27 protein-coding genes are annotated in these 24328 nt (G+C 66.3%); 14 read left to right on the forward strand and 13 right to left on the reverse strand.

The genetic code is table 11. The annotated features are described in order from the left end of the window. Positions 1–86 precede the first annotated feature (86 nt). Both AC5P8Z_RS08080 and AC5P8Z_RS08085 read left to right on the forward strand, forming a co-directional pair. Positions 87–686, forward strand: coding sequence for an NfuA family Fe-S biogenesis protein (locus AC5P8Z_RS08080; RefSeq protein ID WP_180866318.1), 600 nt, complete (start codon positions 87–89; stop codon positions 684–686). A gap of 10 nt (positions 687–696) precedes the next feature. After that, positions 697–2463 (forward strand): hypothetical protein, encoded by a 1767-nt coding sequence (locus tag AC5P8Z_RS08085; RefSeq protein ID WP_495228703.1) that lies wholly within the window; start codon positions 697–699, stop codon positions 2461–2463. Positions 2464–2648: 185 nt separating this feature from the next. On the opposite strand, the gene AC5P8Z_RS08090 is transcribed toward AC5P8Z_RS08085, so the two are convergent. Both AC5P8Z_RS08090 and AC5P8Z_RS08095 read right to left on the reverse strand, forming a co-directional pair. After that, on the reverse strand, positions 2649–3062 hold the full coding sequence (locus AC5P8Z_RS08090; protein WP_286069082.1) for a barstar family protein: 414 nt from the start codon (positions 3060–3062) through the stop codon (positions 2649–2651). Then, positions 3062–3514: a guanyl-specific ribonuclease gene (locus tag AC5P8Z_RS08095; protein ID WP_286069081.1), complete on the reverse strand. Its 453-nt coding sequence runs from the start codon at positions 3512–3514 to the stop codon at positions 3062–3064. The genes AC5P8Z_RS08090 and AC5P8Z_RS08095 overlap by 1 nt, the downstream gene beginning before the upstream one ends. Before the next feature lie 219 nt (positions 3515–3733). Between AC5P8Z_RS08095 and AC5P8Z_RS08100 the strand changes: the two genes are divergently transcribed. Continuing rightward, a complete protein-coding gene (locus tag AC5P8Z_RS08100; RefSeq protein WP_005410310.1) occupies positions 3734–4345 on the forward strand; it encodes a superoxide dismutase in 612 nt (203 codons plus the stop codon). Positions 4346–4474: 129 nt separating this feature from the next. Here the strand turns inward: AC5P8Z_RS08100 and AC5P8Z_RS08105 are convergent, their stop codons facing one another. After that, on the reverse strand, positions 4475–5323 hold the full coding sequence (locus AC5P8Z_RS08105) for an endonuclease/exonuclease/phosphatase family protein (RefSeq protein WP_295564975.1): 849 nt from the start codon (positions 5321–5323) through the stop codon (positions 4475–4477). A gap of 163 nt (positions 5324–5486) precedes the next feature. On the opposite strand from AC5P8Z_RS08105, the gene AC5P8Z_RS08110 reads away from it, so the two are divergent. Both AC5P8Z_RS08110 and AC5P8Z_RS08115 read left to right on the forward strand, forming a co-directional pair. Then, complete coding sequence (locus AC5P8Z_RS08110; RefSeq protein WP_295564974.1) at positions 5487–7052, forward strand: POT-type proton-dependent oligopeptide transporter; 1566 nt, start codon at positions 5487–5489, stop codon at positions 7050–7052. A 7-nt stretch (positions 7053–7059) separates the two neighbouring features. Continuing rightward, positions 7060–7686, forward strand: coding sequence for a rhomboid family intramembrane serine protease (locus AC5P8Z_RS08115; RefSeq protein ID WP_010486760.1), 627 nt, complete (start codon positions 7060–7062; stop codon positions 7684–7686). Between the two features lie 60 nt (positions 7687–7746). On the opposite strand, the gene AC5P8Z_RS08120 is transcribed toward AC5P8Z_RS08115, so the two are convergent. Continuing rightward, the gene (locus tag AC5P8Z_RS08120) at positions 7747–7932 is read right to left on the reverse strand and encodes a hypothetical protein (RefSeq protein ID WP_286072079.1); all 186 of its coding nucleotides are present in this window, start codon (positions 7930–7932) and stop codon (positions 7747–7749) included. Between the two features lie 185 nt (positions 7933–8117). Here AC5P8Z_RS08120 and AC5P8Z_RS08125 point away from each other — a divergent pair, with 185 nt between their 5' ends. Genes AC5P8Z_RS08125 through cfa form a run of 3 tightly spaced genes read left to right on the forward strand, consistent with a single transcriptional unit; the run spans position 8118 to position 10474 of the window. Next, positions 8118–8420 carry a GNAT family N-acetyltransferase gene (locus AC5P8Z_RS08125; protein WP_006455911.1) on the forward strand — a complete coding sequence of 101 codons (303 nt, stop codon included), beginning with the start codon at positions 8118–8120 and terminating at the stop codon, positions 8418–8420. Positions 8421–8457: 37 nt separating this feature from the next. Next, positions 8458–9339, forward strand: a complete 882-nt coding sequence (locus tag AC5P8Z_RS08130) for a DUF3298 and DUF4163 domain-containing protein (RefSeq protein WP_286069075.1) — start codon at positions 8458–8460, stop codon at positions 9337–9339. 19 nt (positions 9340–9358) lie between these two features. Then, positions 9359–10474, forward strand: coding sequence for a cyclopropane fatty acyl phospholipid synthase (cfa, locus tag AC5P8Z_RS08135; RefSeq protein WP_286069073.1), 1116 nt, complete (start codon positions 9359–9361; stop codon positions 10472–10474). Positions 10475–10604: 130 nt separating this feature from the next. On the opposite strand, the gene AC5P8Z_RS08140 is transcribed toward cfa, so the two are convergent. Then, entirely contained in the window at positions 10605–12773 is a 2169-nt protein-coding gene (locus AC5P8Z_RS08140; RefSeq protein ID WP_495228706.1) for a M3 family metallopeptidase, read from the reverse strand. Positions 12774–12903: 130 nt separating this feature from the next. On the opposite strand from AC5P8Z_RS08140, the gene AC5P8Z_RS08145 reads away from it, so the two are divergent. Continuing rightward, positions 12904–13383, forward strand: coding sequence for a glutathione peroxidase (locus AC5P8Z_RS08145; RefSeq protein WP_286069070.1), 480 nt, complete (start codon positions 12904–12906; stop codon positions 13381–13383). Between the two features lie 94 nt (positions 13384–13477). Here the strand turns inward: AC5P8Z_RS08145 and AC5P8Z_RS08150 are convergent, their stop codons facing one another. The 4 genes from AC5P8Z_RS08150 to AC5P8Z_RS08165 all read right to left on the reverse strand — a co-directional run bounded on the left by AC5P8Z_RS08150 (position 13478) and on the right by AC5P8Z_RS08165 (position 17729). Next, entirely contained in the window at positions 13478–14257 is a 780-nt protein-coding gene (locus AC5P8Z_RS08150; protein WP_295564967.1) for a ferredoxin--NADP reductase, read from the reverse strand. Between the two features lie 79 nt (positions 14258–14336). Next, positions 14337–16208: an ABC transporter ATP-binding protein gene (locus AC5P8Z_RS08155; RefSeq protein ID WP_286069068.1), complete on the reverse strand. Its 1872-nt coding sequence runs from the start codon at positions 16206–16208 to the stop codon at positions 14337–14339. A 138-nt stretch (positions 16209–16346) separates the two neighbouring features. After that, positions 16347–16796 carry a carboxymuconolactone decarboxylase family protein gene (locus AC5P8Z_RS08160; RefSeq protein ID WP_495228707.1) on the reverse strand — a complete coding sequence of 150 codons (450 nt, stop codon included), beginning with the start codon at positions 16794–16796 and terminating at the stop codon, positions 16347–16349. Between the two features lie 36 nt (positions 16797–16832). Further along, positions 16833–17729 carry an RNA polymerase sigma-70 factor gene (locus AC5P8Z_RS08165; protein ID WP_286069066.1) on the reverse strand — a complete coding sequence of 299 codons (897 nt, stop codon included), beginning with the start codon at positions 17727–17729 and terminating at the stop codon, positions 16833–16835. Between the two features lie 162 nt (positions 17730–17891). On the opposite strand from AC5P8Z_RS08165, the gene AC5P8Z_RS08170 reads away from it, so the two are divergent. From AC5P8Z_RS08170 to AC5P8Z_RS08185, 4 genes are all read left to right on the forward strand, one after another. Further along, the gene (locus tag AC5P8Z_RS08170) at positions 17892–19409 is read left to right on the forward strand and encodes a fumarate hydratase (RefSeq protein ID WP_495228709.1); all 1518 of its coding nucleotides are present in this window, start codon (positions 17892–17894) and stop codon (positions 19407–19409) included. A gap of 116 nt (positions 19410–19525) precedes the next feature. Next, positions 19526–19921, forward strand: coding sequence for a hypothetical protein (locus tag AC5P8Z_RS08175; protein ID WP_495228710.1), 396 nt, complete (start codon positions 19526–19528; stop codon positions 19919–19921). A gap of 76 nt (positions 19922–19997) precedes the next feature. After that, positions 19998–20336, forward strand: coding sequence for a hypothetical protein (locus tag AC5P8Z_RS08180; protein ID WP_495228711.1), 339 nt, complete (start codon positions 19998–20000; stop codon positions 20334–20336). A gap of 57 nt (positions 20337–20393) precedes the next feature. Then, positions 20394–21029: a glutathione S-transferase family protein gene (locus AC5P8Z_RS08185; protein WP_286069061.1), complete on the forward strand. Its 636-nt coding sequence runs from the start codon at positions 20394–20396 to the stop codon at positions 21027–21029. A gap of 169 nt (positions 21030–21198) precedes the next feature. Here the strand turns inward: AC5P8Z_RS08185 and arsC are convergent, their stop codons facing one another. The 3 genes from arsC to AC5P8Z_RS08200 form a co-directional block, all read right to left on the reverse strand. Then, a complete protein-coding gene (gene arsC, locus AC5P8Z_RS08190; protein WP_286069059.1) occupies positions 21199–21540 on the reverse strand; it encodes an arsenate reductase (glutaredoxin) in 342 nt (113 codons plus the stop codon). Next, positions 21540–22694 (reverse strand): phospholipase A, encoded by a 1155-nt coding sequence (locus AC5P8Z_RS08195; RefSeq protein WP_286069058.1) that lies wholly within the window; start codon positions 22692–22694, stop codon positions 21540–21542. The genes arsC and AC5P8Z_RS08195 overlap by 1 nt, the downstream gene beginning before the upstream one ends. A 119-nt stretch (positions 22695–22813) precedes the next feature. Beyond that, positions 22814–23299 carry a DUF456 domain-containing protein gene (locus tag AC5P8Z_RS08200; RefSeq protein WP_286069057.1) on the reverse strand — a complete coding sequence of 162 codons (486 nt, stop codon included), beginning with the start codon at positions 23297–23299 and terminating at the stop codon, positions 22814–22816. Between the two features lie 236 nt (positions 23300–23535). Between AC5P8Z_RS08200 and AC5P8Z_RS08205 the strand changes: the two genes are divergently transcribed. Next, a complete protein-coding gene (locus AC5P8Z_RS08205) occupies positions 23536–23745 on the forward strand; it encodes a cold-shock protein (protein WP_005410290.1) in 210 nt (69 codons plus the stop codon). A 72-nt stretch (positions 23746–23817) separates the two neighbouring features. Here AC5P8Z_RS08205 and AC5P8Z_RS08210 read toward each other — a convergent pair whose 3' ends face one another. After that, positions 23818–24312, reverse strand: a complete 495-nt coding sequence (locus AC5P8Z_RS08210; protein WP_005410289.1) for a glycine zipper 2TM domain-containing protein — start codon at positions 24310–24312, stop codon at positions 23818–23820. Positions 24313–24328: the final 16 nt, after the last annotated feature.

A 24328-nucleotide genomic window follows, 5' to 3' on the forward strand; every position in this document is an offset into this window, starting at 1 on the left:
ATCTCCACCTCGTGTTGACTGAACAATGCGCCGGACGGTGTATAAACCGAATGAGCGGCTGACGCTTACTTGGCTAGAATAGCCTGATGATCCAGATCTCCGACACTGCCCAGACCCATTTCCGCAAGCTGATCGAACGCGAGGGCGTGCCCGGCATGGGCGTGCGCCTCAGCGCGGTCGATCCCGGCACCCCGCGCGCCGACGCCCGGCTGGAGTTCGCCGAGCCGACCGACCTGCTTGGCGACGAGTGGGCGGTGGACTGCGATGGCTTCACTCTCTACGTCGACGCGAGCAGCGTCGGCTGGCTCGACGGTGCCGAGATCGACATCGTCGCCGGCAGCGCCGGTACCCAGCAGCTGACCATCAAGGCGCCGCGCATCAAGGGCGAAGCACCCGGCGATGCCGCCTCGCTGGTCGAGCGCGTGCACTGGGTGGTGGAAAACGAAATCAATCCGCAGCTTGCCTCGCATGGTGGCAAGGTGGCCGTGCAGGAAGTCTCGGCCGAAGGCGTGGTGCTGCTGCGTTTCGGTGGCGGCTGCCAGGGCTGCGGCATGGCCGACGTGACCCTCAAGCAGGGCATTGAAAAGACCCTGATGGGCCGCGTGCCGGGGGTGACCGCCGTGCGCGACGCGACCGACCACGACAGTGGCCACGCGCCGTATATCCCTCGCGGCAACGCCGCCTGATCGCTGACGCGTGCCTCTGACCCGGGCCGAGCAGTTCATCGACCTGCTGCTGGCCCGCCAGCAGCCCGGGGCCGTCCTTGAGAAAACCACGCGCCTGCCGTACGGCTGGGCGCTGTGGCTGCGCTCGCTCGGCCCATTGCCGCGGCCGCTGCATGCCAGCGAGTTGATCGCGGTGCTGCTGCCGCGTCCGCTGCCGGGGCCGCCGGGGCAGCTGCCCCGGTTGTCGCCGTGGCAGGCGCTGCGTCGTCTGTTCTGGCAGGACTGGGATGCTGCACCGCGCGACCAGCGCTGGATGCGCTGGATCTCGGCATTGGCCAGTGCGCTGTTGCATCTGCTGTTCTTCCTGCTGCTGCTATGGGTAGCAGTGATCCGCACCACGGCACCGCAAGAAGAAGAAGGCGCCGAGGGCGAGCGCGTGCAGGTGGAATTTGTCGGTCGCGCGACCCAGGAGGGCGGCGGCGATCAGCCAGGCGCCGAAGCGGCGGCGGCTGCACCGCCGGGCCAGGTTGCGGCTGGCCAGGACGCAGGGGCCGCAACGGCGCCTGAGCCGCGCCCGGCGTCCGCGTCGGCAGCTGCGCCCGCACCTGCTCCGGCTGCAACGGCCAGCGTGCCACCGCCGCACGCCGAATCCGAGCCGGCGCCGGTCGCGGCACCGCCACCGTCTCCGGTGCAGGCCACCGAAGTAGCCGAGGCCAGTACGGATTTCGTGGTGCCACCGGTCAGCGTGCCGCGCACGGAGGTGAGCATCGTGCCGCGCGACACCACGCCGACGGTGCGCGAGCGCAGCGTGCAGCCGATGCAGGCGCCACCCACCCCGGCTCCGGTACGCACGCCCGAAGTCGCGGTGCGTGTGCCGTCGTTGCGTGACATCCAGGTACAGGAGCGCGAAGTCAGTACGGTCGATGCACCGGTGGTATCGCAACCGGTGCGCACGGCCGATGTGCAGGTCCGTGTGCCGCAGCGCGATGTGCAGGTGCGCGAGCGCGAAGTGCAGGCCGTGGTCGATCCGCAGGTACGGATGGCTGCTGTGGCCGGGCGCGAGCCGACCGTGCGTGCGCCGGCCGGCCGTGACGTGCAGGTGCGTGAGCGCGACGTTGCGTCGGCACCCGCGGCGGCGCCTTCAGCTTCCAGCGGCAGCGCGCCAGCGGCAATGGCGGCACATGCGGCCGGCACTGCAAGCCAGGCCAGCAGCAGTACGCCACGGCCATCCGCCTCCAGCGCTACACCGGCCCAGGCCGGCGCGCGTCCGGCTCCCAACCCGGGCAACTGGGCCACGCCTGCCAAGGGCGACGACTGGGGCGCGTCGAGCCGCAACCACGACGGTGCCAGCAGCGGCGCAAGCCAGGCCAGTACCGCTGGCAAGGGCAATGGCCTGTTCAATGCCGATGGCAGCGTGCGCGTGCCGGGGCAGGAGGGTGACGGTCACGCCGAGCGTGGCGCCCCCGGTGGCGCCAATGATGGCTGGAGCAAGGAGCGCATCGCGCAGTCCGGCACCTGGTTGAAGCGGCCGCCGTACGATTACACGCCCACCTCGTTCGACAAGTACTGGGTGCCACAGGAATCGTTGTTGGCCGAATGGGTGCGCAAGGGCATCAAGTCGATGGAGATTCCGTTGCCGGGCACCAACACCCGCATCTCCTGTGTGATCTCCGTCCTGCAGGCCGGGGGCGGCTGTGGCCTGAGCAACCCGGACATGCAGGACCAGCCGGCCGTGGCGCGGCCACCGCCGGACATTCCCTTCAAGAAGGAGCTGCAGGAAGACAACGGCAGCCGCTAGCGGCTGCCGTTGTCCACGCATGTTTCCTTATCCCCGCCCCGTTGGCGCGCCCCCTTGAACAACAAGGAGGCTTTTCGCTGGACCCACTGCGGGATGTGGGGGGCGTGCTGGCGTGCTTTGGTGGGTGCCGACCTTGGTTGGCACAGAAGCGCCGACCAGGGTCGGCCTCTACCAGGGCGTTGCCCTTACGCGCTCTGCGACAGGAACACCCAGAACGGCACATCGCGGCCCACCCAGTCGCGGCTGGCTTCATCCATCACGTCCAGCAGGGTGTCGAAGTCCTTCTGCGTGGCGGCACGCAGTGCATCCACGTCGGCCAGGAACAGCGCATAGCCGTTGGCCGGCAGCCATTGCAGGTCGCGCAGGTTGTCCGACAGCGCATCCCAGTTGCCGCCGAAGCCCGCCGGGAAATCCAGCTGAGCCGCCAGCCGCGCCAGCAGGGTACGCTTATCGGCCACGCCTTCCAGGTCGATGCGGATCACCTTCAGGCCAGCGTCGCGCATCGCGGCGGCCAGTGCGCCGATGTCCTCGCTGTCTATGGCGTAGACGCCAGCGTTGTTGATGTCGTGCAGGCCGAGGCCGAAATCGTCATGGCTCATTACTGCGCTCCCTGGGCCGGTACGGTGAAGCTGCGGAACGATTCATAGTGGTCGTCGGTGTAGTACCACGCCTCCGCCGGATCACCGCCGGTGACGATGCGGCGCGTGCCACGGGTGCGTGCGCCGGGGGTGTCCACGGTGTATTCGCGGTAGTAGCCGCGCGGACGCTGTGGCAGCTGTTGTTCGCGGTTGCCGAAGGTGCTGCCGTCCTGGCGGTGCGGGAATGGCCCGCCGCGCTGGATCAGGGCGATGGTCTGCCGGGCTTCAGCGGGCAGGAAGCTGGGCAAGCCGCCGTCATTGCCTGCAGCGGCAGCGGCCGGCGCACGCGCGGCCGGTGTGGCCTGCAGGTCCGGTGCGAACTGTGGCGCCGGAGGACGCTGCATGAAATGGTTGACGACCAGGCCGAGAACCAGCAGGGCGATGGCGGTGATCAGCAGCCGGGGGTTGCGCATGGGCGGAGGCAGGCGAGGGTGATGCACGCACTGTAGCGCCTGCGCGCTGCACGGTGCATGAGGAGTGCAGTGCGTCACCGGTGCGTAACAATTGCCGTCGTGCTCACTGGCAGGACGCAATTTCCTTTACATCCCCCTTGGTAATCTGGAGCTCTGTCCCCATCATTCACCGCGCAACGCCCGACACCGTCGGGTGCCCTCGCAATCAGGAGATGCATCATGGCCTATACCCTGCCCAAGCTGTCCTACGCCTACGACGCGCTGGAACCGCATATCGATGCGGCGACGATGGAAATCCATCACACCAAGCATCACCAGACCTACATCAACAACGTCAACGCAGCGCTGGAAGGCACCGAGTACGCTGACCTGCCGGTCGAAGAACTGGTGAAGAAGCTCAAGTCGCTGCCGGAGAACCTGCAGGGTCCGGTGCGCAACAACGGTGGCGGCCATGCCAACCACTCGCTGTTCTGGACCGTGATGGCGCCGAACGCGGGCGGCAACCCGGTGGGCGACGTGGCCAAGGCCATCGACAAGGACCTGGGCGGCTTCGACAAGTTCAAGGACGCCTTCACCAAGGCCGCGCTGACCCGTTTCGGCAGCGGCTGGGCGTGGCTGAGCGTGACCCCGGACAAGAAGGTCGTGGTCGAGAGCACCGGCAACCAGGACAGCCCGCTGATGGAAGGCAACACCCCCATCCTCGGCCTGGACGTGTGGGAACACGCGTATTACCTGAAGTACCAGAACCGCCGCCCGGAATACATCGGCGCCTTCTTCAACGTCATCGACTGGAACGAAGTCGAGCGTCGTTACCAGGAAGCGATCGCCTGATCTGCGTCACTGGATGAACTGAAAAGGCCGGGGGAGACTCCGGCCTTTTTTGTCTGCCAGGTTCGGGGAACGGGGCCGATTCTGGTGGGTGCCGACCCTGGCCGGCACCCATCGGGACCGAAGGCGGGGCTATTCGGCCGTGGCCGTATCACCCTGCAGGCGCAGGGTGGCCATCACGCCCAGGCGCAGGCCGGGCAGGTCGCCGTCGGCGGGCAGCAGGATCGGCTGCTGGCGGATGCCGCCGAAGTGCTTGACCTGGAACAGCACGTCCAGGCCGTGACCACTGGCGCCACCGCCGCTGGCGGCAGGCGGTTCCGGGCGACCGCCAGGATTGCGCCGGGCCGGCTGGAAGCCGGGGGTGCTGCGCACCAGTTCCACCGTGTTGGCGGAGAAATCACCGGCGATCAGGCTGGGCATGCCTTCGGCAGTGGCGCCGATCCAGGTCATCAGGTCGCTTGTCTGGTGCTGGCGTGCGATGGCTTCGTCCGGGTCCGGGCGCAGCCGCGCCACATAGATGTTGACCAGCGCCTCGCCCAGCTTCAGCCGCATCATGCCGGCCGCACTGAAGGTGCCGGGCGGGTGCAGCAGGGTGACTCCATCCTCGCTGACCGGGAGCCGGGTCAGCATCGCATTGCCGTGCCGCAGCGGCTGGCTGGGCGGGTCGGCAGTGACGAAGTCGCAGCTGTAGCGCAGCCGGCTGGCCAGCCAGCAGGCCGGATTGCGTCCCTGCTGCTGCAGCACCTGCTGCACCGAGATCACGTCCGGCTGCAGTTCGGTCAGCAGTTGCGCGACCTGCTCGCGGCGCTGCTTCCATTGCGCCTCATCGCGGCTGGGCAGCTCCAGCGCGGCCACGGTCAGCTGGCGAGGTTCGGTGCTGCGGGTCGCGCTGGCGGGTGCCTGCGGCCGGGCCTGCGCGTGCAACGCCAGCACCAGCACGAGGCTTCCGAGCAGGAGACGGGCGTGGGCGAGGGGGCGCATAACGATAAGTTTACGCTTTTGTCGTGGAGGTGCCGTGACTTCCGGCACGTCATGTCGTTGCCTGCCACGGATTGGCACCGTTGTCATGCAGCCCTGCAGCGTGCTTCGGAAGCCCGGGTTCCGGTAACCTTGCGCCTTTCGCTTTGCAGGATTGCCTTACAGGATGAGCCACGACGCAGTTGCCCCCATCGCCGGCCAGGGAAAGATGCCGCGCCAGATCCCGTACATCATCGGCAATGAGGCCTGCGAGCGGTTCAGTTTCTACGGAATGCGCAACATCCTGGTGCAGTTCCTGATCACCTCGCTGCTGCTGCAGGAAATCACTGCGGAAGGCCGTGCCGGTGAAGCCAAGGACATCATGCACAGCTTCATGATCGGCGTGTATTTCTTCCCGCTGCTCGGTGGCTGGCTGGCCGACAGGTTCTTCGGCAAGTACCACACCATCCTCTGGTTCAGCCTGGTCTACTGCGCCGGCCACTTGTGCCTGGCGCTGTTCGAAGACAGCCGGCAGGGTTTCTTCCTCGGCCTGGGCCTGATCGCGCTGGGCGCCGGTGGCATCAAGCCGCTGGTGGCCTCGTTCATGGGTGACCAGTTCGACCAGAGCAACAAGCACCTGGCCAAGATCGTCTTCGACGCGTTCTACTGGATCATCAACTTCGGCTCGCTGTTCGCCTCGCTGCTGATCCCGCTGGTGTTGAAGAACTGGGGCCCGCAGTGGGCGTTCGGCATCCCGGGCATCCTGATGTTCATCGCCACCTTCGTGTTCTGGCTGGGCCGCAAGCGCTATGTGCTGGTGCCGCTGCCGCCGAAGGATCCGCATTCGTTCGCCAACGTGGTGCGCACCGCGCTGACCGCGCGCGTGGCCGGCCAGGGCCGCCCGGGTCTGGTGATCGCCGCGCTCGGCCTGGTGCTGGCAGTGGCCTCGTTCGGCCTGGTCGGCTCGCTGGGCATCGTCATCTGCCTGTGCCTGGCGCTGGTATCGATCCTGGCCGGTATCGGCGGTGGCACCTGGCTGCAGCTGGATCGTGCCCGTGGCCAGCATCCGGCCGAAGCGGTCGAGGGCGTGCGCTCGGTGCTGCGCGTGCTGGTGATCTTCGCCCTGACCACGCCGTTCTTCTCGCTGTTCGACCAGAAGGCCTCGACCTGGGTGCTGCAGGGCCAGCAGATGCAGATGCCCAGCTGGTTCACCGCCTCGCAGATGCAGGCGCTGAACCCGCTGCTGGTGATGATCCTGATCCCGTTCAACAACCTGGTGCTGTACCCGGCCCTGCGCCGCTTCGGCTTGGAGCCGACCGCGCTTCGCCGCATGACCGCCGGTATCGCCTTCAGCGGCCTGGCCTGGATCGTGGTCGGCGGTATCCAGGTGGTGATGGACGGCGGCAACGCCATGTCGATCTTCTGGCAGATTCTGCCGTACGCGCTGCTGACCTTCGGCGAGGTGCTGGTCTCGGCCACTGGCCTGGAGTTCGCCTACAGCCAGGCGCCGCAGGCGATGAAGGGCGTGGTCATGAGCTTCTGGAACCTGACCACCACCATCGGCAACCTGTGGGTGCTGCTGTCCAACGCAGCCGTGCGCAATGACGTGGTGACCCACAAGATCGCCAGTACCGGCCTGAGCGAGGCGGCATTCCTGATGTTCTTCTTCGCTGGTTTCGCCTTCGTCGCGGCGTTGGCCTTCGGTTGGTACGCGAAACGCTATCGTATGGTCGACAACTACCGTAGCGCCTGAGCCTGACATGACCCCTGTCAACCTGCTGTTGATCGCCATCACCGCCATCCTGTCGTGGATGGCGTTCAACAACCGCAAGCTGGCCGACCGCCTGATCCTGTGGCCGCCGGCCATCGACCGTCACCGCCAGTACGACCGGCTGGTGACCTATGGCTTCATCCACGCCGACTGGTCGCACCTGATCTTCAACATGATCACCCTGTTCTTCTTCGGGGGATTCATCGAGAGCGTGATGGTGCAGCTGACCGGCAGCTACCTCACTTACCCGGCGTTCTACATCGGCGCGCTGCTGGTCTCGATCCTGCCCAGCTACCTGAAGAACCAGAAGAACCCGAACTACCTCAGCCTCGGTGCCTCCGGCGCGGTGTCGGCGGTGCTGTTCGCCTTCATCCTGATCAAGCCGTGGTCGATCATCCTGGTGTTCTTCATCCCGGCACCGGCGATTGTCTATGCCGCGTTCTACGTCGGCTACAGCATCTGGATGGACAAGCGCGGTGGTGACCGCATCAACCACAGCGCGCACCTGGCCGGTGCGGCATTCGGCGTGATCTTCATGCTGGCCATGCAGCCGAGCATCTTCACCCACTTCCTGCGCGAACTGTCCAATCCGACCTTCCGCCTCGGCGGCGGTTGAGGGTGGCTGGGGCCGGATCCGCAGGATCCGGCCCCCCGGGGGCAGGGCCCCTGCTGCTGGTCAGGCCGGGGCCTGCTGGCCGTAGGTATCCAGCAGGCGGGCGAACACTTCTTCGCCGATGCGCTGGAAATCCTGATCTTCGGTCTGCCCTTCCACCGCCAGTTGCAGCAGGCCCTCCAGCAGGGCGCGGTCGGTATCGGAATGGGTGTCGCTGGGGTGCATCGGTGCCTCCGCGGTGGTGCGCATGATCAACGGTCGCAAGGGTCGTGCCAGCCTGGCCGTACCCCTCCACAGGCGATAGCGGCCGCCGGCCCTCCAGCTTGAGGGTCGAAAACTGACGTGAACGGACTGGACTTGTCCCTGTTCAGGCTTCACGCGATCATGGCGCCCGGCTGCGCACCATCCACGCAGTCGCCGCAGGAGACAGTTCCATGGCTTCGGTCACGCCCCCCGGTCTGGCCTACGAGGTCGAACACGACCTGGCCAACCATCGCTTCACCGCCCGCGTGCGCGGACAGCTGGCGGTGCTGGATTACCAGATCAAACGCAGGCGCATGGTCATCACGCATACCGAGGTGCCCGAGCCGATCGCCGGCCGGGGCATCGCCGGTGAGCTGACCCGTGTGGCGCTGCGTTTTGCCCGTGAGCAGAAGTACAAGGTGGTGCCGGCGTGCTCCTACGCCGAGGCCTTCCTGCAGCGGCATGAGGAGTACCACGACCTGCTCGTTGGCTGAATGCCAGCGGGCCACGCTTCAGCCATGGCAGGCGATGATGTACAAACATGAACAGGGGATCCCGATGAAGATTGGAAACAACCGGCCATTGCGCGGCAGCGTGCTGGCCGGCGTGGTGGGCGTGCTGTTGCTGGCCGGTTGCCAGCGTGAGAGCGAGCCGGCACCGGCGACCGATGCGGCCCCCGCCGCCGAGGCCACCGCTGCAGGCGAAACGCCGGCCACGGAGGCGCCGCTGGACCTGCGCGACGTGATCGAGAACAACGAGCGCGAAGTGGTGGGCATCAGCTACCCGGCCGGCATCGACCGCTACCCGGGCCTGGCACGCGCGCTGCAGGACTATGCCACCAGCGCCCGCAGCGACCTGCAGCAGGCACTGGACGGGCTGGGCAACGACAAGCCGACCATGCCCTACGAGCTGTCGCTGAGCTTCGAGAAGCTGCTGGAAACGCCGCAGCTGGTGGTGGTCAGTGCCGATGGCAGCCGCTACACCGGTGGCGCTCACGGTGAACCGCTGGTGGCGCGTTTCGTGTGGCTGCCGGCACAGCAGCAGATGCTCAGCGCCGACAAGCTGGTGGCCGATGCCAAGGGCTGGAAGGCGATCAGTGATTTCGTTGCCGACCAGCTGCGCGAACGCGTGGCCACCCGCCTGAGCGGCGAGGACATGGACCCGGCCCAGCTGCAGGAATCACTGCGCAATGCATCGCGCATGATCGCCGATGGCACCGGCCCGCAGGCCGACAACTTCAGCCAGTTCCAGCCGGTGACCGACGACAAGGGACAGATCACGGCGCTGCGCTTTGTGTTCCCGCCCTACCAGGTGGGTCCATACTCGGACGGCACCCAGACCGCCGATGTTCCGGCCGCGGTGTTGTTGCCGCACGTGTCCAAGGACTACGTGGAGCTGTTCGCACGCGGTTGACCGCAGTCGAGGAGGTGGCGTGGACACAGGGTTGCAGGAGCGGGTCGCCGGCCTGCTGCAGGAAGCCGGGGTCCGCATCGGCGGTACCCAGCCACAGGACATCCAGGTGCATGACCCGCGCTTCTTCGCGCGGGTCATGGGCCATGGTTCGCTCGGACTGGGCGAGAGCTACATGGAAGGGTGGTGGGATGCCAACGTCCTGGATGAATTCCTCGTCCACCTGATGCAGGCGCACCTGGACGAACGGGTGCACGGTTGGCGCGAAGTGGCCGACGCGCTGAAGGCGCGCCTGTTCAACCTGCAGGCCGGGCAGGGCAGCTATGAAGTCGGCCGCCGCCATTACGACCTTGGCAATGACCTGTACCAGGCCATGCTCGGCCAGCGCCTGGTCTACAGCTGCGGTTATTGGCGCAACGCCGACGATCTTGATGCCGCACAGGACGCCAAGCTCGACCTGGTCTGCCGCAAGCTGGGCCTGCGCCCGGGGCAGCGTGTGCTGGATATCGGTTGTGGCTGGGGCGAGGCGCTGAAGTTTGCCGCTGAGCGCTATGGTGTCAGCGGCGTCGGCGTGACGATTTCGCAGGAGCAGGCAGAGTTCGCGCGCAACCTGTGTACCGGGCTGCCGATCGAGATCCGCCTGCAGGACTACCGGGAACTGGACGAACCGTTCGACGCGATCTTCTCGATCGGCATGTTCGAGCATGTCGGCGACAAGAACTACGCCAGCTTCTTCGAGGTGGCCAAGCGCTGCCTGTCGCCGCGTGGCCTGCTGCTGCTGCACACCATCGGCACCAACATCTCGCGTCATCGCACCGATCCATGGATCGCGCGTTACATTTTCCCCAATTCGATGTTGCCGTCGGCGGTGCAGATCACCAAGGCGTTCGAAGGCCGCTTCGTGCTGGAGGACTGGCACAACTTCGGCACCGACTACGACCTGACCCTGCAGGCCTGGCGGCGCAACGTGGAAGCGGCATGGCCACGGCTGGATGCGCGTTATGACGAGCACTTCCGGCGCATGTGGCGCTTCTACCTGGCTGGATCGATGGCGACCTTCCGTTGCCGGCATGCGCAGTTGTGGCAGCTGGTGCTGTCGCCGGAAGGCGTGCCGGGCGGGTACGTCGCGCCGCGTTGATCTGGAAGCGCATCCACGCCATGCGTGGATGGGGGCAGATCCCGTTGCGTAGAAATGGGCTCTGACCCCATCCAACAAAAAACCGCCCGGTCTCCCGGGCGGTTTTCGTTTCACGCTACCGTGCAGGCGATCAGTTGCCGGCGCCGGTCAGGCCACGCTTTTCCAGCAGCGGCTCGATCTGCGGCTCGTGGCCGGCGAAATCGCGGAACAGCTGCATCGCGTCGACGCTGCCGCCCTTGGACAGCAGCGTGGCACGGAAGTGGTCACCGTTCTTGCGGCTCAGGCCGCCGTTGTCCTTGAACCACTTCTGAGTGTTGGCGTCGAGCACTTCCGACCAGATGTAGGCGTAGTAGCCGGCCGAGTAGCCGCCCATGATGTGGCTGAAGTACGGGGTCTTGTAGCGCGGCGGAACCGGCGCGTAGTAGATGCCGTCCTTCTCCAGCGCGGCGCGCTCGAAGGCCATCACGTCCTTGGCCGCCGGCACCTGGTCGGCGCCGATCTGGTGCCAGCGCTGGTCAAGCATGGCTGCACCCAGGTACTCGGTGGTGGCGAAGCCCTGGTTGAACTTGGCAGCAGCCAGCACCTTGTCCAGCAGTGCCTGCGGCATCGCCGAACCATTCTGGTAATGCTTGGCGTAGTTCTTCAGGATGACCGGGTTGTCCGACCACATCTCGTTGACCTGCGAGGGGAACTCGACGAAGTCACGCGGCACCGAGGTGCCCGAGAAGTACGGGTACTTCACGTTGGAGAACATGCCATGCAGGGCGTGGCCGAACTCGTGGAAGGTGGTGTTCACCTCATCCCAGGTCAGCAGGGTCGGCTGGCCGGCCGGCGGCTTCGGGATGTTCAGGTGGTTGGCGACCACCGGCTTGAAGCCGGTCAGCTTGGACTGCGAGACGTAGGAGTTCATCCACGCGCCACCGCGCTTGGAGGCACGTGCATACGGGTCGAAGATGAAGATCGCCAGCTGGCTGCCGTCGGCGTCGAACACGTCGTAGACGGTGACGTCATCGTGGTAGACCGGCAGGTCGGTGCGCTGCTTGAAGGTCAGGCCGAATTCCTGGCCCGCGGCGTAGAACACGCCGTTCTCGAGCACGTTCTTCATTTCGAAGTACGGCTTCAGCTGCGACTCGTCGAAGTTGTACTTGGCCTGGCGCACCTTCTCGCTGTAGAAGGCCCAGTCCCACGGTTCCAGCTTGAACGTCGGCTTGCCCGCGGCCTTCTGTTCCTGGTCGATCATCGCCTGCAGGTCGGCGGCTTCGCGCTTGGCGTTGGCCACGGCGGCCGGGGCCAGCTTGCCCAGCATCGCGTTGACTGCTTCGGGGGTCTTGGCGGTCTGGTTGGTCAGGTTGTAGGCGGCGAAGTTCGCAAAGCCCATCAGCTTGGCCTTGTCGGCGCGCAGCTGCATGATGCGCGAGACCAGCGCGGTGTTGTCGAACTCACCGCCGCGGCTGCCGCGGCTGACCGACGCCTCGTAGATCTTCTGGCGCAGGGCGCGGTTGGCCAGGTTGGTCAGTGGCGGCTGGCCGGTGGTGTTGAGCAGGGTGATCACGTACTTGCCGTCCTGGCCGCGGGCCTTGGCGGCTTCGGCGGCGGCGGCGATCTGCTCCTTGGACAGCCCGTCCAGCTCCTTGACGTCGTCGACGGTGATCGCCGAAGCGTTCACTTCCGACTGCACGTTCTGGCTGAACTTGGTGCCCAGGTTGGCCAGCTCGGCGTTCATTTCCTTCAGCTTGGCCTTGTCGGCGTCGGACAGCTTGGCGCCGGCGCGCACGTAGTTGTCGTAGTACTTCTCGACCAGGCGCACGCCTTCGGCGTCCAGGCCCAGCTGGCTGCGGGTGTCGTACAGCGCCTGGATGCGGGCGAACAGCTTGCCGTTCAGCGCGATCGCATCGCTGTGCGCGGCGAACTTGGCCGAGTAGTCGGCCTGCAGCTTCTTGCGGGTGTCGTTGGTATCGGCGCCCACCAGGCTGAAGAATACGGTGGTCGCGCGGTCGAGGATGTCACCGCTCTTCTCCAGGGCGATGATGGTGTTGTCGAAGGTCGGCTTGGCCTTGTTGTTGGCGATCGCCTCCACTTCCTTCAGCTGCTGCGCCATGCCGGCGTCGAAGGCCGGGGCGAAGTCGCTGTCCTTGATCTTGTCGAACTGCGGGAAGTGCAGCGGCAGCGGGCTTTCGGCGAAGAACGGATTGGCCTGCTGGGCATGGGTGCTGGCAGCCGGGGTGGCGGCGCCGACCGAGAAGGCGGGCAGGGCAAGGCCGAGGGACATGGCCACGGCAAGGGCAAGGCGAGTGGTCAAGGTAGGAACTCCGGTAAGGCAAACAAGGGCCCGAGGGTAACCCGGCCGGTCGTGGCCGCACTTGTGTCAAAAGGCATGCTGGCGGAGCCGGGCGCGGGTACCATGCATTCACCGCCCACGGCCCGCCATCATGACCAGCGCCTACGATTTCAGCTTCCGTGACCTCGACGGCCAGCCGCAGGCGCTGGCCCGTTATCAGGGCCACCCGTTGCTGCTGGTGAATGTCGCCAGCCGCTGTGGCTTCACCCCGCAGTACACAGGGCTGGAGCAGCTGTGGCAGGCGTATCGCGAGCGTGGCCTGGTGGTGATCGGCTTCCCGTGCAACCAGTTCGGCGCGCAGGAGCCCGGTGACGCCGCGCAGATCCGCCAGTTCTGTTCGCTGGACTACCCGGTCAGCTTCCCGCTGTCGGAGAAGATCGAGGTCAACGGTGAAGGCGCCGACCCGCTGTGGGCCTGGCTGTCACGCGAGAAGCGTGGCCTGCTCGGCAGTGCCCGCATCAAGTGGAATTTCAGCAAGTTCCTGGTCGACCGCCAGGGGCAGGTGGTGTCGCGTTATGCGCCCACCACCCGGCCCGAGCAGCTGCGCGGCGCGATCGAAGCGCTGTTGTAGAGCCGAGCCCACGCTCGGCTGCTTGTCCGGCCGACATTGAGGGCGCGCGGTGCGCGCGAGCCGAGGGTGGGCTCGGCTCTGCAGGCGCAACGGCTTATTTCTCGACGAACGCGCGCTCGAACACGTAGTGGCCCGGCTGGCCGATCCGCGGCGAAACCTGGAAGCCCCGGGCGTCGAGCACGGTACGCAGGTCGGCGAGCATCTGCGGGCTGCCGCAGATCATCGCGCGGTCGTTTTCCGGGCTCAGTTCCGGCAGGCCGAGGGTGCGCTGCATCTGGCCGCTTTCCATCAGCGAGGTCAGGCGGCCCTGGTTGGGGAACGGCTCGCGGGTGACGGCCGGGTAGTACAGCAGCTTGTCGCCGATCATGTCGCCGAGGAACTCGTGCTCGCGCAGTTCCTTCTCGAAGTAATCGCGGTAGGCCAGGTCCTTCTCGTAGCGCACGCCGTGGCAGAGGATCACCTTCTCGAAGCGCTCATACGTTTCCGGGTCCTTGATCACCGACAGCCACGGCGCCAGGCCGGTGCCGGTGCCCAGCAGGTACAGATTCCTGCCGGGGTGCAGGTCGCTGATCAGCAGGGTGCCGGTGGGCTTCTTGCCGACCAGCACCTTGTCGCCCGGCTTGATGTGCTGCAGCCGCGAGGTCAGCGGGCCGTCCTGCACCTTGATGCTGAAGAATTCCAGCTGCTCTTCCCAGTTGGCACTGGCGATGGAGTACGCACGCAGCAACGGGCGTGCCTCGGTTTCCAGGCCGATCATCACGAACTGGCCGTTCTCGAAGCGGAAGCCGCTGTCGCGGGTGGTGGTGAAACTGAAGTAGGCGTCGGTCCAGTGGCGGACCTCAAGCACCGTTTCGGCGCCAAAAGCGGAGGACATGGGCGTATCTATCGGAAGTCGTCGGGTGGATTCTATCTCAAATGAGACAGGTTCTCATTAGGCGGAACGAGAGGCGTTCTCAGCGGTAACCCGCCGCCTGCAGCTCGAACAGCTCGGCGTACCGCCCTCCCTGGGCCATCAGCTGTTCATGGGTGCCGCTGGCCTCGATGCGGCCATCGGCCAGCACCAGGATGCGATCGGCCATGCGTACCGAAGAGAAACGGTGGGAAATCAGCACTGCCGTACGATTATCCGCCAGCTCCCTGAACCGCTGGAACACTTCGAACTCACTGCGCGCATCCAGCGCTGCGGTTGGCTCATCCAGGATCATCACCTGCGCATTGCGCATCCATGCGCGGGCAATGGCGATCTTCTGCCACTGGCCACCGGACAGATCCACGCCCTGCTTGAAGCGGCGGCCGATCAGCTGGTCGTAGCCGCCGGGCAGGTCCTCGATCACGTCCTCGGCCATGCCGCGCCGCGCGGCGTCGGCGATGCGTGCCTGGTCATCCATCGCCTCGACCTGGCCGACGCCGATGTTCTCGCCGGCGCTCAGGTTGTAGCGCACGAAGTCCTGGAAGATCACCCCGAGGTTGGCGCGCAGATCGTCCAGGTCGTAGTCGCGCAGGTCGCGGCCATCGAGCAGGATGCGACCCTCGTCCGGCTCGTACAGCCGCGCCAGCAGCTTGACCAGGGTTGTCTTGCCCGCGCCGTTCTCGCCGACCAGCGCCAGCACTTCGCCGGCGTGCAGCTGGAAATCCAGATGGCGCACCGCCCACTGCTCGGCGTCGGGATAGCGGAAACCGACGTTCTCGAACACGAAGCCCTGGCGGATAGGCTGCGGCACGCGTACCGCGCCTTCGCGCGAATGGATCTCCGGCTCGATCTGGAAGAACGAGAACAGGTCGTCCAGGTACAGCGCCTGGCTGGCCACCTGCGAAAAGCCGATCAGCAGGCCTTCCAGCAACTGGCGCAGGCGCAGGAAGCTGCCGGCGAGGAAGGTCAGGTCGCCGATCGAGAAGTCGCCGCGCACCGTGCGCCAGGCGATGTAGGCGTAGGCGGTGTAGTACCCCAGCGTGCCCAGCGCGGCCAGCAGCGTGCCCCAGAACGCGCGGCGCCGGGCCAGTGCACGGTTGGCCTGGAACAGCGCCTCCGACAGGCGCCGGTAGCGCTCCACCAGGAAGCGGTGCAGGTTGTAGATCTTCACTTCCTTGGCCGTTTCCACGCTGGCGCCGAGTTGGCGCAGGTAGTCGAGCTGGCGGCGCTCGGGCGTCCACTGGAAGTTGAGGCTGTACCCGGCCGCGTTGAAGTGCGATTCGCCGATGAAGGCCGGCACCAGTGCCAGCGCCAGCAGCAGGATCAGCCACGGCGCGTACACCAGCAGGCCAACGGCGAGGCTGGCCACGGTGATCGCATCCTGCACCTGGCCGAACAGCTGGCTCATCAGGTTCATCCGGCCCATGGTCTGGCGCCGCGCGCGGTCCAGCTTGTCCTGCAGGTCCGGGTCCTCGAAGTCCTCCAGGTCCAGCGTTGCGGCGTGCTCCATCAGCCGGATGCTGGTGACGTTGGCGAACAGTTCCGAGAGCAGCGCATCGGCATAGCTGACCAGCCGGCCGAGCAGGTCCGAGGCGATGGCCAGGCCGAATTCCAGCGCCAGCAGGCCCAGCAGCGGGTTGAGCAGGCCGCTGGACAGCGCTTCGCCCAGCGGCGGGAAGCCGGCATCGTGCTGACTCAGGAGCAGGGCGCTGTCGATGATCAGCTTGCCGACGTAGAGCATCGCCACCGGCAGCAGGGCGCGGATCAGGCGCAGGCCAAGGCTGGCCAGGGTGAGCGCGGGGCTTGTCTTCCAGACCATGCGCAGGAACGGCGGCAGGTTGCGCATCGCCCTGAAGCGCTGGCGCAGGCTGGGTTTCTTCGCGGCGGCGGCGCCAGCGGTGGGGGGAGCAGGCATGTGCGTATTGTGCGCGCCTGCGACGTGCAGAGGGGGTCAGCGCAGCCGTGTGGCAGCACCGGGGTCAGAGCCCTTTGCCACGCAAAGGGATCCGACCCCCGCCGCCACCCCGGGCGGCAGCCCGGCCGGGCCCTCGCGTTACGGCAGCGGCGGCAGCAGCCCAGCGCCCAAGCGGTTCCAGGCATTGATCACGGCAATACCCATGCTCAGGTCGCTGATGCCCTTCTCGTCGAAGTGCGGTGCCAGCGCGTCGAACGCTGCCTGCGACGGTGCGCCCTCGGTCAGCCGGGTCAGCGCCTCGGCCCAGCCCAGCGCGGCACGTTCGCGCGCATCGAAGAAACGGCTTTCGTGCCAGGCGGGCAGGGTGTCGAGCTTGCGCGGCTCGATGCCGCCCTTGCGCAGCGCGGTGCCGTGCATATCCATGCAGTAGCCGCAGCCGTTGAGCTGGGATACGCGCAGGAACAGCAGTTCCATCAGCGTCGGGTCGATCAAGCTGTCATGCACCGCCTTGCTGGTGGCCAGCAGGCCCTTGAAGGCTTCGGCAGCCAGGCGGGTGTAGGGGACGCGGGGAGAGGCGTGGTCGGACATGTTCGGCTCCACGGCGGCCACCATGGCCGCCTTTCACTACCAGGACGCCGCGCCGCCATCGTGCGTGACAACCGACGGCAGTTTTTCCGGATTCAGCACGCTGTATACGTTGGCGATGCGGCCATCGACCACGTCGATGGTGGTGACCGAGTGCAGCCGATCGCCATGGAAGCGCAGGATCGCCGGCTCGCCGTTGACGTAGCCCAACTGCGCCGGATGCACCGCGCCACGGCGTGCGATGGCCCAGAACAGGCGGCCGATGCGCTCGGCGCCCAGCAGCGGGCGTACCGCTGCGGTGACCACGCCGCCGCCGTCGGAGACCAGCAGCGCATTGGTGTGCAGCAGGGCCTGGATCGCCTCGCTGTCGCCAACCTGGGACGCCTCCATGAAACGCGCCAGCAGCTGCCGGTGCTGGCTGGCATCGGCGTTGAAGCGCGGCCGCCCGGCCTGCAGGCGTTGTTTTGCGCGATGCACCAGCTGCCGGCAGTTGGCTTCGCTGTGGCCGATCAGCTCGGCGATCTCGCGATAGTCGTGGTCGAAGGCTTCCTTCAGCAGGAACGCGGCGCGCTCTTCAGGGCCGAGCTGCTCGAGCAGGGTCAGGAAGGCGACCGAGACGTCGTCGGCCAGCGCATGCAGCTGGGCCGGGCCGGGCGCCGGATCGGGCTCCAGGGTGACCGCCAGCGGCTCGGCCAGCCACGGGCCGACGTAATGCGCGCGCTCGCGCTTGGCCGCGCGCAGCCGGTCCAGGCCAAGCCGGGTGGTGGTGGTGACCAGCCAGGCTTCGGGGTCGCGGACGGCCGCCGGGTCGGCGCCGGACCAGCGCAGCCAGGCATCCTGGACCACGTCTTCGGCGTCGGCGCGGCTGCCGAGCAGGCGGTAGGCCAGGGCCATCAGGCGCGGTCGATGGGTCTGGAAAGCGGTTTCGATGTTCATGTTGACCAGGACGCCGGGCAGGAATGAACCGTGACAGAGGGGTGGGGTCGGATTCCTTTCCGCGCTGGAAAGGGATCTGACCCCGGCGAATCTACGCGCAGTCGGTGGAGGGGGGTAAAATGGGCGGATTACCCCCGCCAGCCTCGAGCAAGCGAGCAAGCCGTGACATCGATCAAGCAGGAAGACCTCATCCAGTCCATCGCCGACGCGCTGCAGTACATCTCGTACTACCACCCGGTCGACTACATCAAGAACCTCGCCGCCGCCTACGAGCGCGAGGAGTCGCCGGCCGCGAAGGAAGCGATGGCCCAGATCCTGATCAATTCGCGGATGTGCGCCGAAGGCCACCGTCCGATCTGCCAGGACACCGGCATCGTCACCGTGTTCCTGGAGATCGGCATGGACGTGCGCTGGGATGACGCCACCATGGGCGTGGAAGACATGGCCAACGAAGGCGTGCGCCGCGCCTACATGCACCCGGACAACAAGCTGCGCGCCTCGGTGCTGGCCGATCCGGCCGGCAAGCGCGTCAACACCAAGGACAACACCCCGGGCGTGGTCAACGTCAAGGTGGTGCCGGGCAACACCGTCGACGTGATCGTCGCCGCCAAGGGCGGTGGTTCGGAAGCGAAGACCAAGTTCGCGATGCTCAACCCGTCCGACTCCATCGTCGACTGGGTGCTGAAGACCGTGCCGACCATGGGCGCCGGCTGGTGCCCGCCGGGCATGCTGGGCATCGGCATCGGTGGCACCGCCGAAAAGGCGATGCTGCTGGCCAAGGAAGCGCTGATGGAACCGATCGACATCACCGGGCTGCAGGCCCGTGGCGCGTCCAACCGCATTGAAGAACTGCGCCTGGAGCTGTACGAGAAGGTCAACGCGCTGGGCATTGGTGCGCAAGGCCTGGGTGGCCTGACCACCGTGCTCGACATCAAGATCAAGGATTACCCGACCCACGCGGCCAACCTGCCGGTGGCGATGATTCCGAACTGCGCGGCCACCCGCCATGCGCACTTCACCCTGGATGGCAGCGGCCCGGTGATGCTGGACCCGCCGTTGCTGGAAGACTGGCCGAAGCTGACCTATGACGCGTCCAAGGGCACCCGGGTGGACCTGGACACGATCACTCCGGAGGACGTGGCCAGCTGGAAGCCGGGCCAGACCCTGCTGCTCAACGGCAAGCTGCTGACCGGCCGTGACGCCGCGCACAAGCGCATGGTCGACATGCTCAACAAGGGCGAGGAACTGCCGGTCGACCTGAAGGGGCGTTTCATCTACTACGTGGGCCCGGTTGATCCGGTGCGCGATGAAGTGGTGGGCCCGGCCGGCCCGACCACGGCGACCCGCATGGACAAGTTCACCGAGCAGGTGCTGGCGCAGACCGGCCTGCTGGGCATGGTCGGCAAGGCCGAGCGCGGCCCGGCCGCGATCGAGGCGATCAAGAAGCACAAGTCGGCCTACCTGATGGCCGTCGGTGGTTCGGCCTACCTGGTGTCCAAGGCGATCAAGGCGGCCAAGGTCGTTGGCTTCGCCGACCTGGGCATGGAAGCGATCTACGAGTTCACCGTGCAGGACATGCCGGTGACCGTGGCGGTCGATTCCACCGGTGAATCGGTACACAAGACCGGCCCGCGCGAATGGCAGGCCCGCATCGGCAAGATTCCGGTGGTGGTGGAGTAAGCCTTCCGTCCAGGGTTCAGACAACGGCGCCTGGGTGGCGCCGTTGTTGTCTGCAGCCTGCCGCGCGCGGCCTGCTCTGCTAACGTACGGGTTGGCGTACTGGAAAGGAGTCCATCGTGCTGCAGGGGGCGCGTGTTTTCGTGTTGCTGGTCGCTACGCTGGCGTGCAGCGGCTGCGGACCACGTTATTTCGTCGAGCCACCCACCCACGAAGCGGGGAAGATCTGCGCGTCGGTCTGCCAGAGCCGGAAGGCGACGTGCGACTTCCACAACCGTGCCCGTGCCGAGTCGGACCAGCGGAGCTGCGAAAGCGAGAAGAGCCGGATCATCAGCCGTTGCAGTGGTATCGCCGACGACAAGCAGCGGCACAACTGCGAAGGGGGCAACGGTGCCGGCGACTACTGCGGCTCCCCGGCGCTTCCTTCATGCAGTGCCCCGTACGCCCAGTGCCTGCTCTCCTGCGGCGGTACCGTCAATGAAGTCCGTACCGACACCGGTGTTCCCGTGTACTGATCGTGGGCACGCGTCGGTGCCAGCACGCGCAACCGTAGTCTGCTAGTGTCGGCACATCCCTGCACTGGATGTGCCCATGCGCCTGCATCGATCTGTCGTGGCTGCGCTCCTGCTGGTCCTGGCCGGCTGCAGCTCAACGTCATCCTATGAAGGTGCGGATTTCTCCGCCTCCTCGCAGTGCCGCATGCAGTGCCAGGCCGACTATCGCAGCTGCATGGCGCAGAATGATTCCATCGGCGGCCGCCAAAGCAATTGCGAGCAGCAGGTGGTGCCGGCGCCGGACAAGCGCTGCAAGGACGTCGCCAACCCCGAACTGCGCCGTGCCTGCGAACTGAAGGCGCACGACTGCACGATGCGCGCGCCGATGATGTCCTGTGGCGAACGCCGGGATTCCTGCATGAGCAGCTGCGGCTGAACGCAGCGCTGCGACCGGGCGCATAATCGTCTGATCCACCCGCACAGGATCCGCCACATGAGCACCACGCTGTATGGTTCGACCAGCACCGCCGCCCTGGTGGTGCATTGGCTGTTGATCGAGCTGGGCATCGAGCACGAACTGGTGCTGCTGGATTTCGACACGCGCGAGCACAAGTCGGCGCAGTACCTGGCGCTCAATCCGGCCGGTGTGGTGCCGACACTGCTGATCGATGGCCTGGTACTGACTGAAGCGGCGGCCATCGCGCTGTATCTGGCCGATCGCCATCCGGATGCCGGCCTGCTGCCCGCGGTGGGCACACCGCAGCGCGCCGATGCCTATCGCTGGATGTTCTGGTGCGCCAATACGCTGCAGCCGGCCTACCGCGCCTGGTTCTATCCGAACGAGGTGGCGGGCGAGGCAAACGCCGAGGCCAGCCGCGAGATGGCACGTCAGCGCCTTGAAGCGGCCTGGCAGCATGTCGCCACGCACCTGCAGTCACATGGTCCATACCTGCTGGGCGCCACGCCCTGCGTGGTCGACTACATGCTGGTGATGTTGATGCGCTGGTCGCGCAACATGCCCAAACCCAGCGACACCTGGCCGGTACTCAAGGCGCACGCCGCGTCGATGAAGGCGCGCCCGGCGTTCGCTGAGGTGTACCGCCGCGAAGGTATCACCGACTGGCTGTAGGCCAGCCGGGGAGGAGGGCTAGGACCCCGTTTGGGTAGAGTCGACTGTCAGTCGACTATCGCACGCAGTGCGGGTGTTCCGCCGGACGAATCTGAAGGATTGGCGGAGAGTCGACCAACAGTCGACTCTACCAACAGGTTTCGCTGCCCCGCGGCAAAGGCGGGGCGGGTTACAGGATCTCCAGCACCGTTTCCGGTGGACGGCACAGGCGCGTGCCCTTCTCGGTGCGCACCACGGGGCGGTTGATCAGCCGCGGGTGCTTGGCCATCGCCGCAAGCAGCGTGGCGTCGTCCGCATCTTCCAGGCCCAGTTCGGTGAACTGCGCTTCCTTGCTGCGCACCAGCGCCTGCGCGTCCAGGCCGGATTCGGCCAGCACCTGGCGCAGCGTGGCCACGTCGGGTGGGTCGCCCAGGTAGTCGATCACCGCCGGCTCGAAGCCCGCATCACGTATCAGTTTCAATGCGCCGCGCGAGTTGCTGCAGGCCGGGTTGTGCCAGATCGTCACGTGCATCAGAACCATTCCAGCAGGGACACGCCCACGCCCACGTAGGTGGCCTTGTGGTTGTAGTCGATCAGGCTCTCGCCATAGCCATCGAAAATCTGCACATGGCCGCGCAGCAGGTTGCTGATGGGGAAGCCGTAATCCAGCTGCAGGGCGCCGTGCGAGCGGCTGCCGGTGCGCAGCGAGTGGCGCGCCATCAGCGAGACCTCGTGGCCGTTGCGGTTCCAGGTCAGGGTCGCGTCACCGCGGCCCATGTAATCCTCGATGTCCGGGTTGTTGTCGTCGCTGCGGGTCTCGGGAATGCGGTACCACGGCCGCAGCACCAGCGCCCAGTTCTCACGGTCCAGGCCGATGTTGAGCATCACCCGGTTCCAGCTGCGCGACAGCGGGTCGGCGCGGCCGTTGGACTGGTGGTTCAAGGCGATGCCGGTCATGCGCCCGCGCCAGCCACCGATCGAGTAGCCATTGCGGAACACCATCATCACTTCCGGCTCGTAGTTGGTTTCGCGGAACGGGCGCGAATCCTCGCCGTTGTAGGCCTGCCAGCGCGAGCTCTGGGTGTAGCCGGCCCAGATGTCGCCGTTGTCGCCGAACAGGTTCTCGGCGATCTTGGTCTTGAAGCTGATCTGGAACTTCAGTTCGGCACTGTCCAGCACCTGCGGCGTGGTGACCGTGTTGGCCGGGTTCGGCGAGTGCGGCATGGTGTTGCGGTCGCTGGTCCAGAACGCCGGCAGCAGATACACCGGCTTGTACGCGCGCAGCTGGAACGGGCCGAGCTTGGAGTCTTCGGCCAGCTCCCAGCGGCTGTCCAGCAGCGAGCCACGGCCGGCATTGGCCAGGGCGCTGTCAGGGGTGGCTGGACGGAACAGGTCGCTGACCCGCTCGCGCAGTTTCTCTTCGCCCTGGCTTACGCGTGCGGTCTGGCGTTCTTCTCGACGGGCCTGCGCGGCCGCCTCGGCCGCAGCGTCGGCCTCGGCGGTGGCCTGCGGGGTACGGCCGAACTGGCGGTCATAACAGGCCAGGCGGGCAGCATCGGTGGTAATGGCCGCGCACGCGGCCGGCGAGGCGTCGGCACTGGGCGCGAACTCCTGCGCGGCCAGCGGCGCGCTGGCCAGGGCCAGCGCCAGCGGCGCGAGACGGGGAAGCAGTGGAGACAGGGTCATTGCAGCAGGCCCTTAAGTGAATACGGGAATCGCACAGTGTGGCGGCTGTACCGGATCACGGCCAGCCCCCACGGTTTATGCACGGCCACCGCGTGCGCGTGGCGTGAAGGACAGGCAGGTCACAGGAACCAAGCGAAGGCGAACAGCCCCAGCATCGCGATCACCACTGCCAGCTTCAGCGCCAGACCCAGCAGGATGCCGAGCCAGGTGGCCAGGCCAACCCGGGTGGAGCGCCCCAGTTCGCGGGTGTGCCAATACTCGCCCAGCAGGGCGCCGATCAACGGGCCGGCGAACAGGCCGATCGGCATGAAGAACAGGCCGACGATGCTGCCGACGAAGGTTCCCCAAAGCGCCTTGCGGCTGGCACCGACCCGTTGCGCCCCCACCACGGTGGCCAGCACGTCCAGCAGCAACGAGAGCAGGGTCAGAACACCCAATGCGACCAGGGTCGGCCAGCCGACATGGGCGAAGCCATCGGCCCAGGCTGCCAGCAGCAATCCGATGAACACCAGCGGGATGCCGGGCAGGGCCGGCAGGATGATTCCGGCGATGCCGACAAGGACAAAAATGACCGCTAGCAGATATAAGATGAATGAGAGTCCCATGCTGTACCGTATGGTGGCCGTTTTGGGGTTGACAGTGAAGGATTTTGCCAGTTGCTTTTTCGTTTTGGGCGGGTTAAGTTGCAGTCGCTGAGCTTGGCAAGGTCACCGTGGATCGTGGCCTGATGAAGCAAGATCTTCCCGATCCGCTGCATCGATGCACCTCGCTTCCCCCTTGCTTGTCAGCCGCCCACCAGGCGTTTCCTACAACAAGAGAGAGTCACCAGGGAGTTAGTGAGATGTCTGATCGCGAGACCGGTACCGTCAAGTGGTTCAACGATGCAAAGGGCTTCGGCTTCATCAGCCGTGAAAACGGCGAAGACGTGTTCGTGCACTTCCGTGCCATCCAGACCCAGGGCTTCAAGAGCCTGAAGGAAGGCCAGAAGGTCACCTTCACCGTCGTTCAGGGCCAGAAGGGCCTGCAGGCCGACGCCGTGCAGCCGACCTGATCGCGCTGCAAGCCGTCACATGAAAAAGGCCCGCGCAAGCGGGCCTTTTTCTTTGCCGTCGGCCCGTGCAGGTCAGCGCAGGATGACCTTGCCGTTGACTACGCGGACATAGGTGTTTTCGCGGATGCCGCCGAGGTCGCGCTGGTTGACCACGATGGTGCGGCCATCATCCATGCGCACGCTGATGTCGTAGGTATCACTGGTGACGTTCTTCTGGATCTGGTTGCCGGCCAGCGCGCCACCGACCGCGCCTGCGGCCGCAGCGATGTTCTTGTTGCCACGGCTGCCGCCGGTGTGATCGGAAATCTCATGGCCAGCCACGGCACCGACGATGCCGCCGAGGATGGCGCCGGTCGCGCTCGGCGCGGTGCGGCCCGACGGCACGGTGTTGATGCGGGTGACGATGCCACAGTCGGCGCAACGGCCCTGGTTGTAACCGCCGTTGTTGCCGTAGCCGCCGTTGTTGTAGCCGTTGTTGTAACCACCACCACCGTAGCCGGGCGAGGTGGCACAGCCTGCCAGGGCGAGAGTAGCGATGGCGCTGGCGGCGATGAGCTGGATCTTCATGGGGCGTCTCCTGGCC

The organism is Stenotrophomonas sp. YJH_SMC_17, from assembly GCF_059371655.1.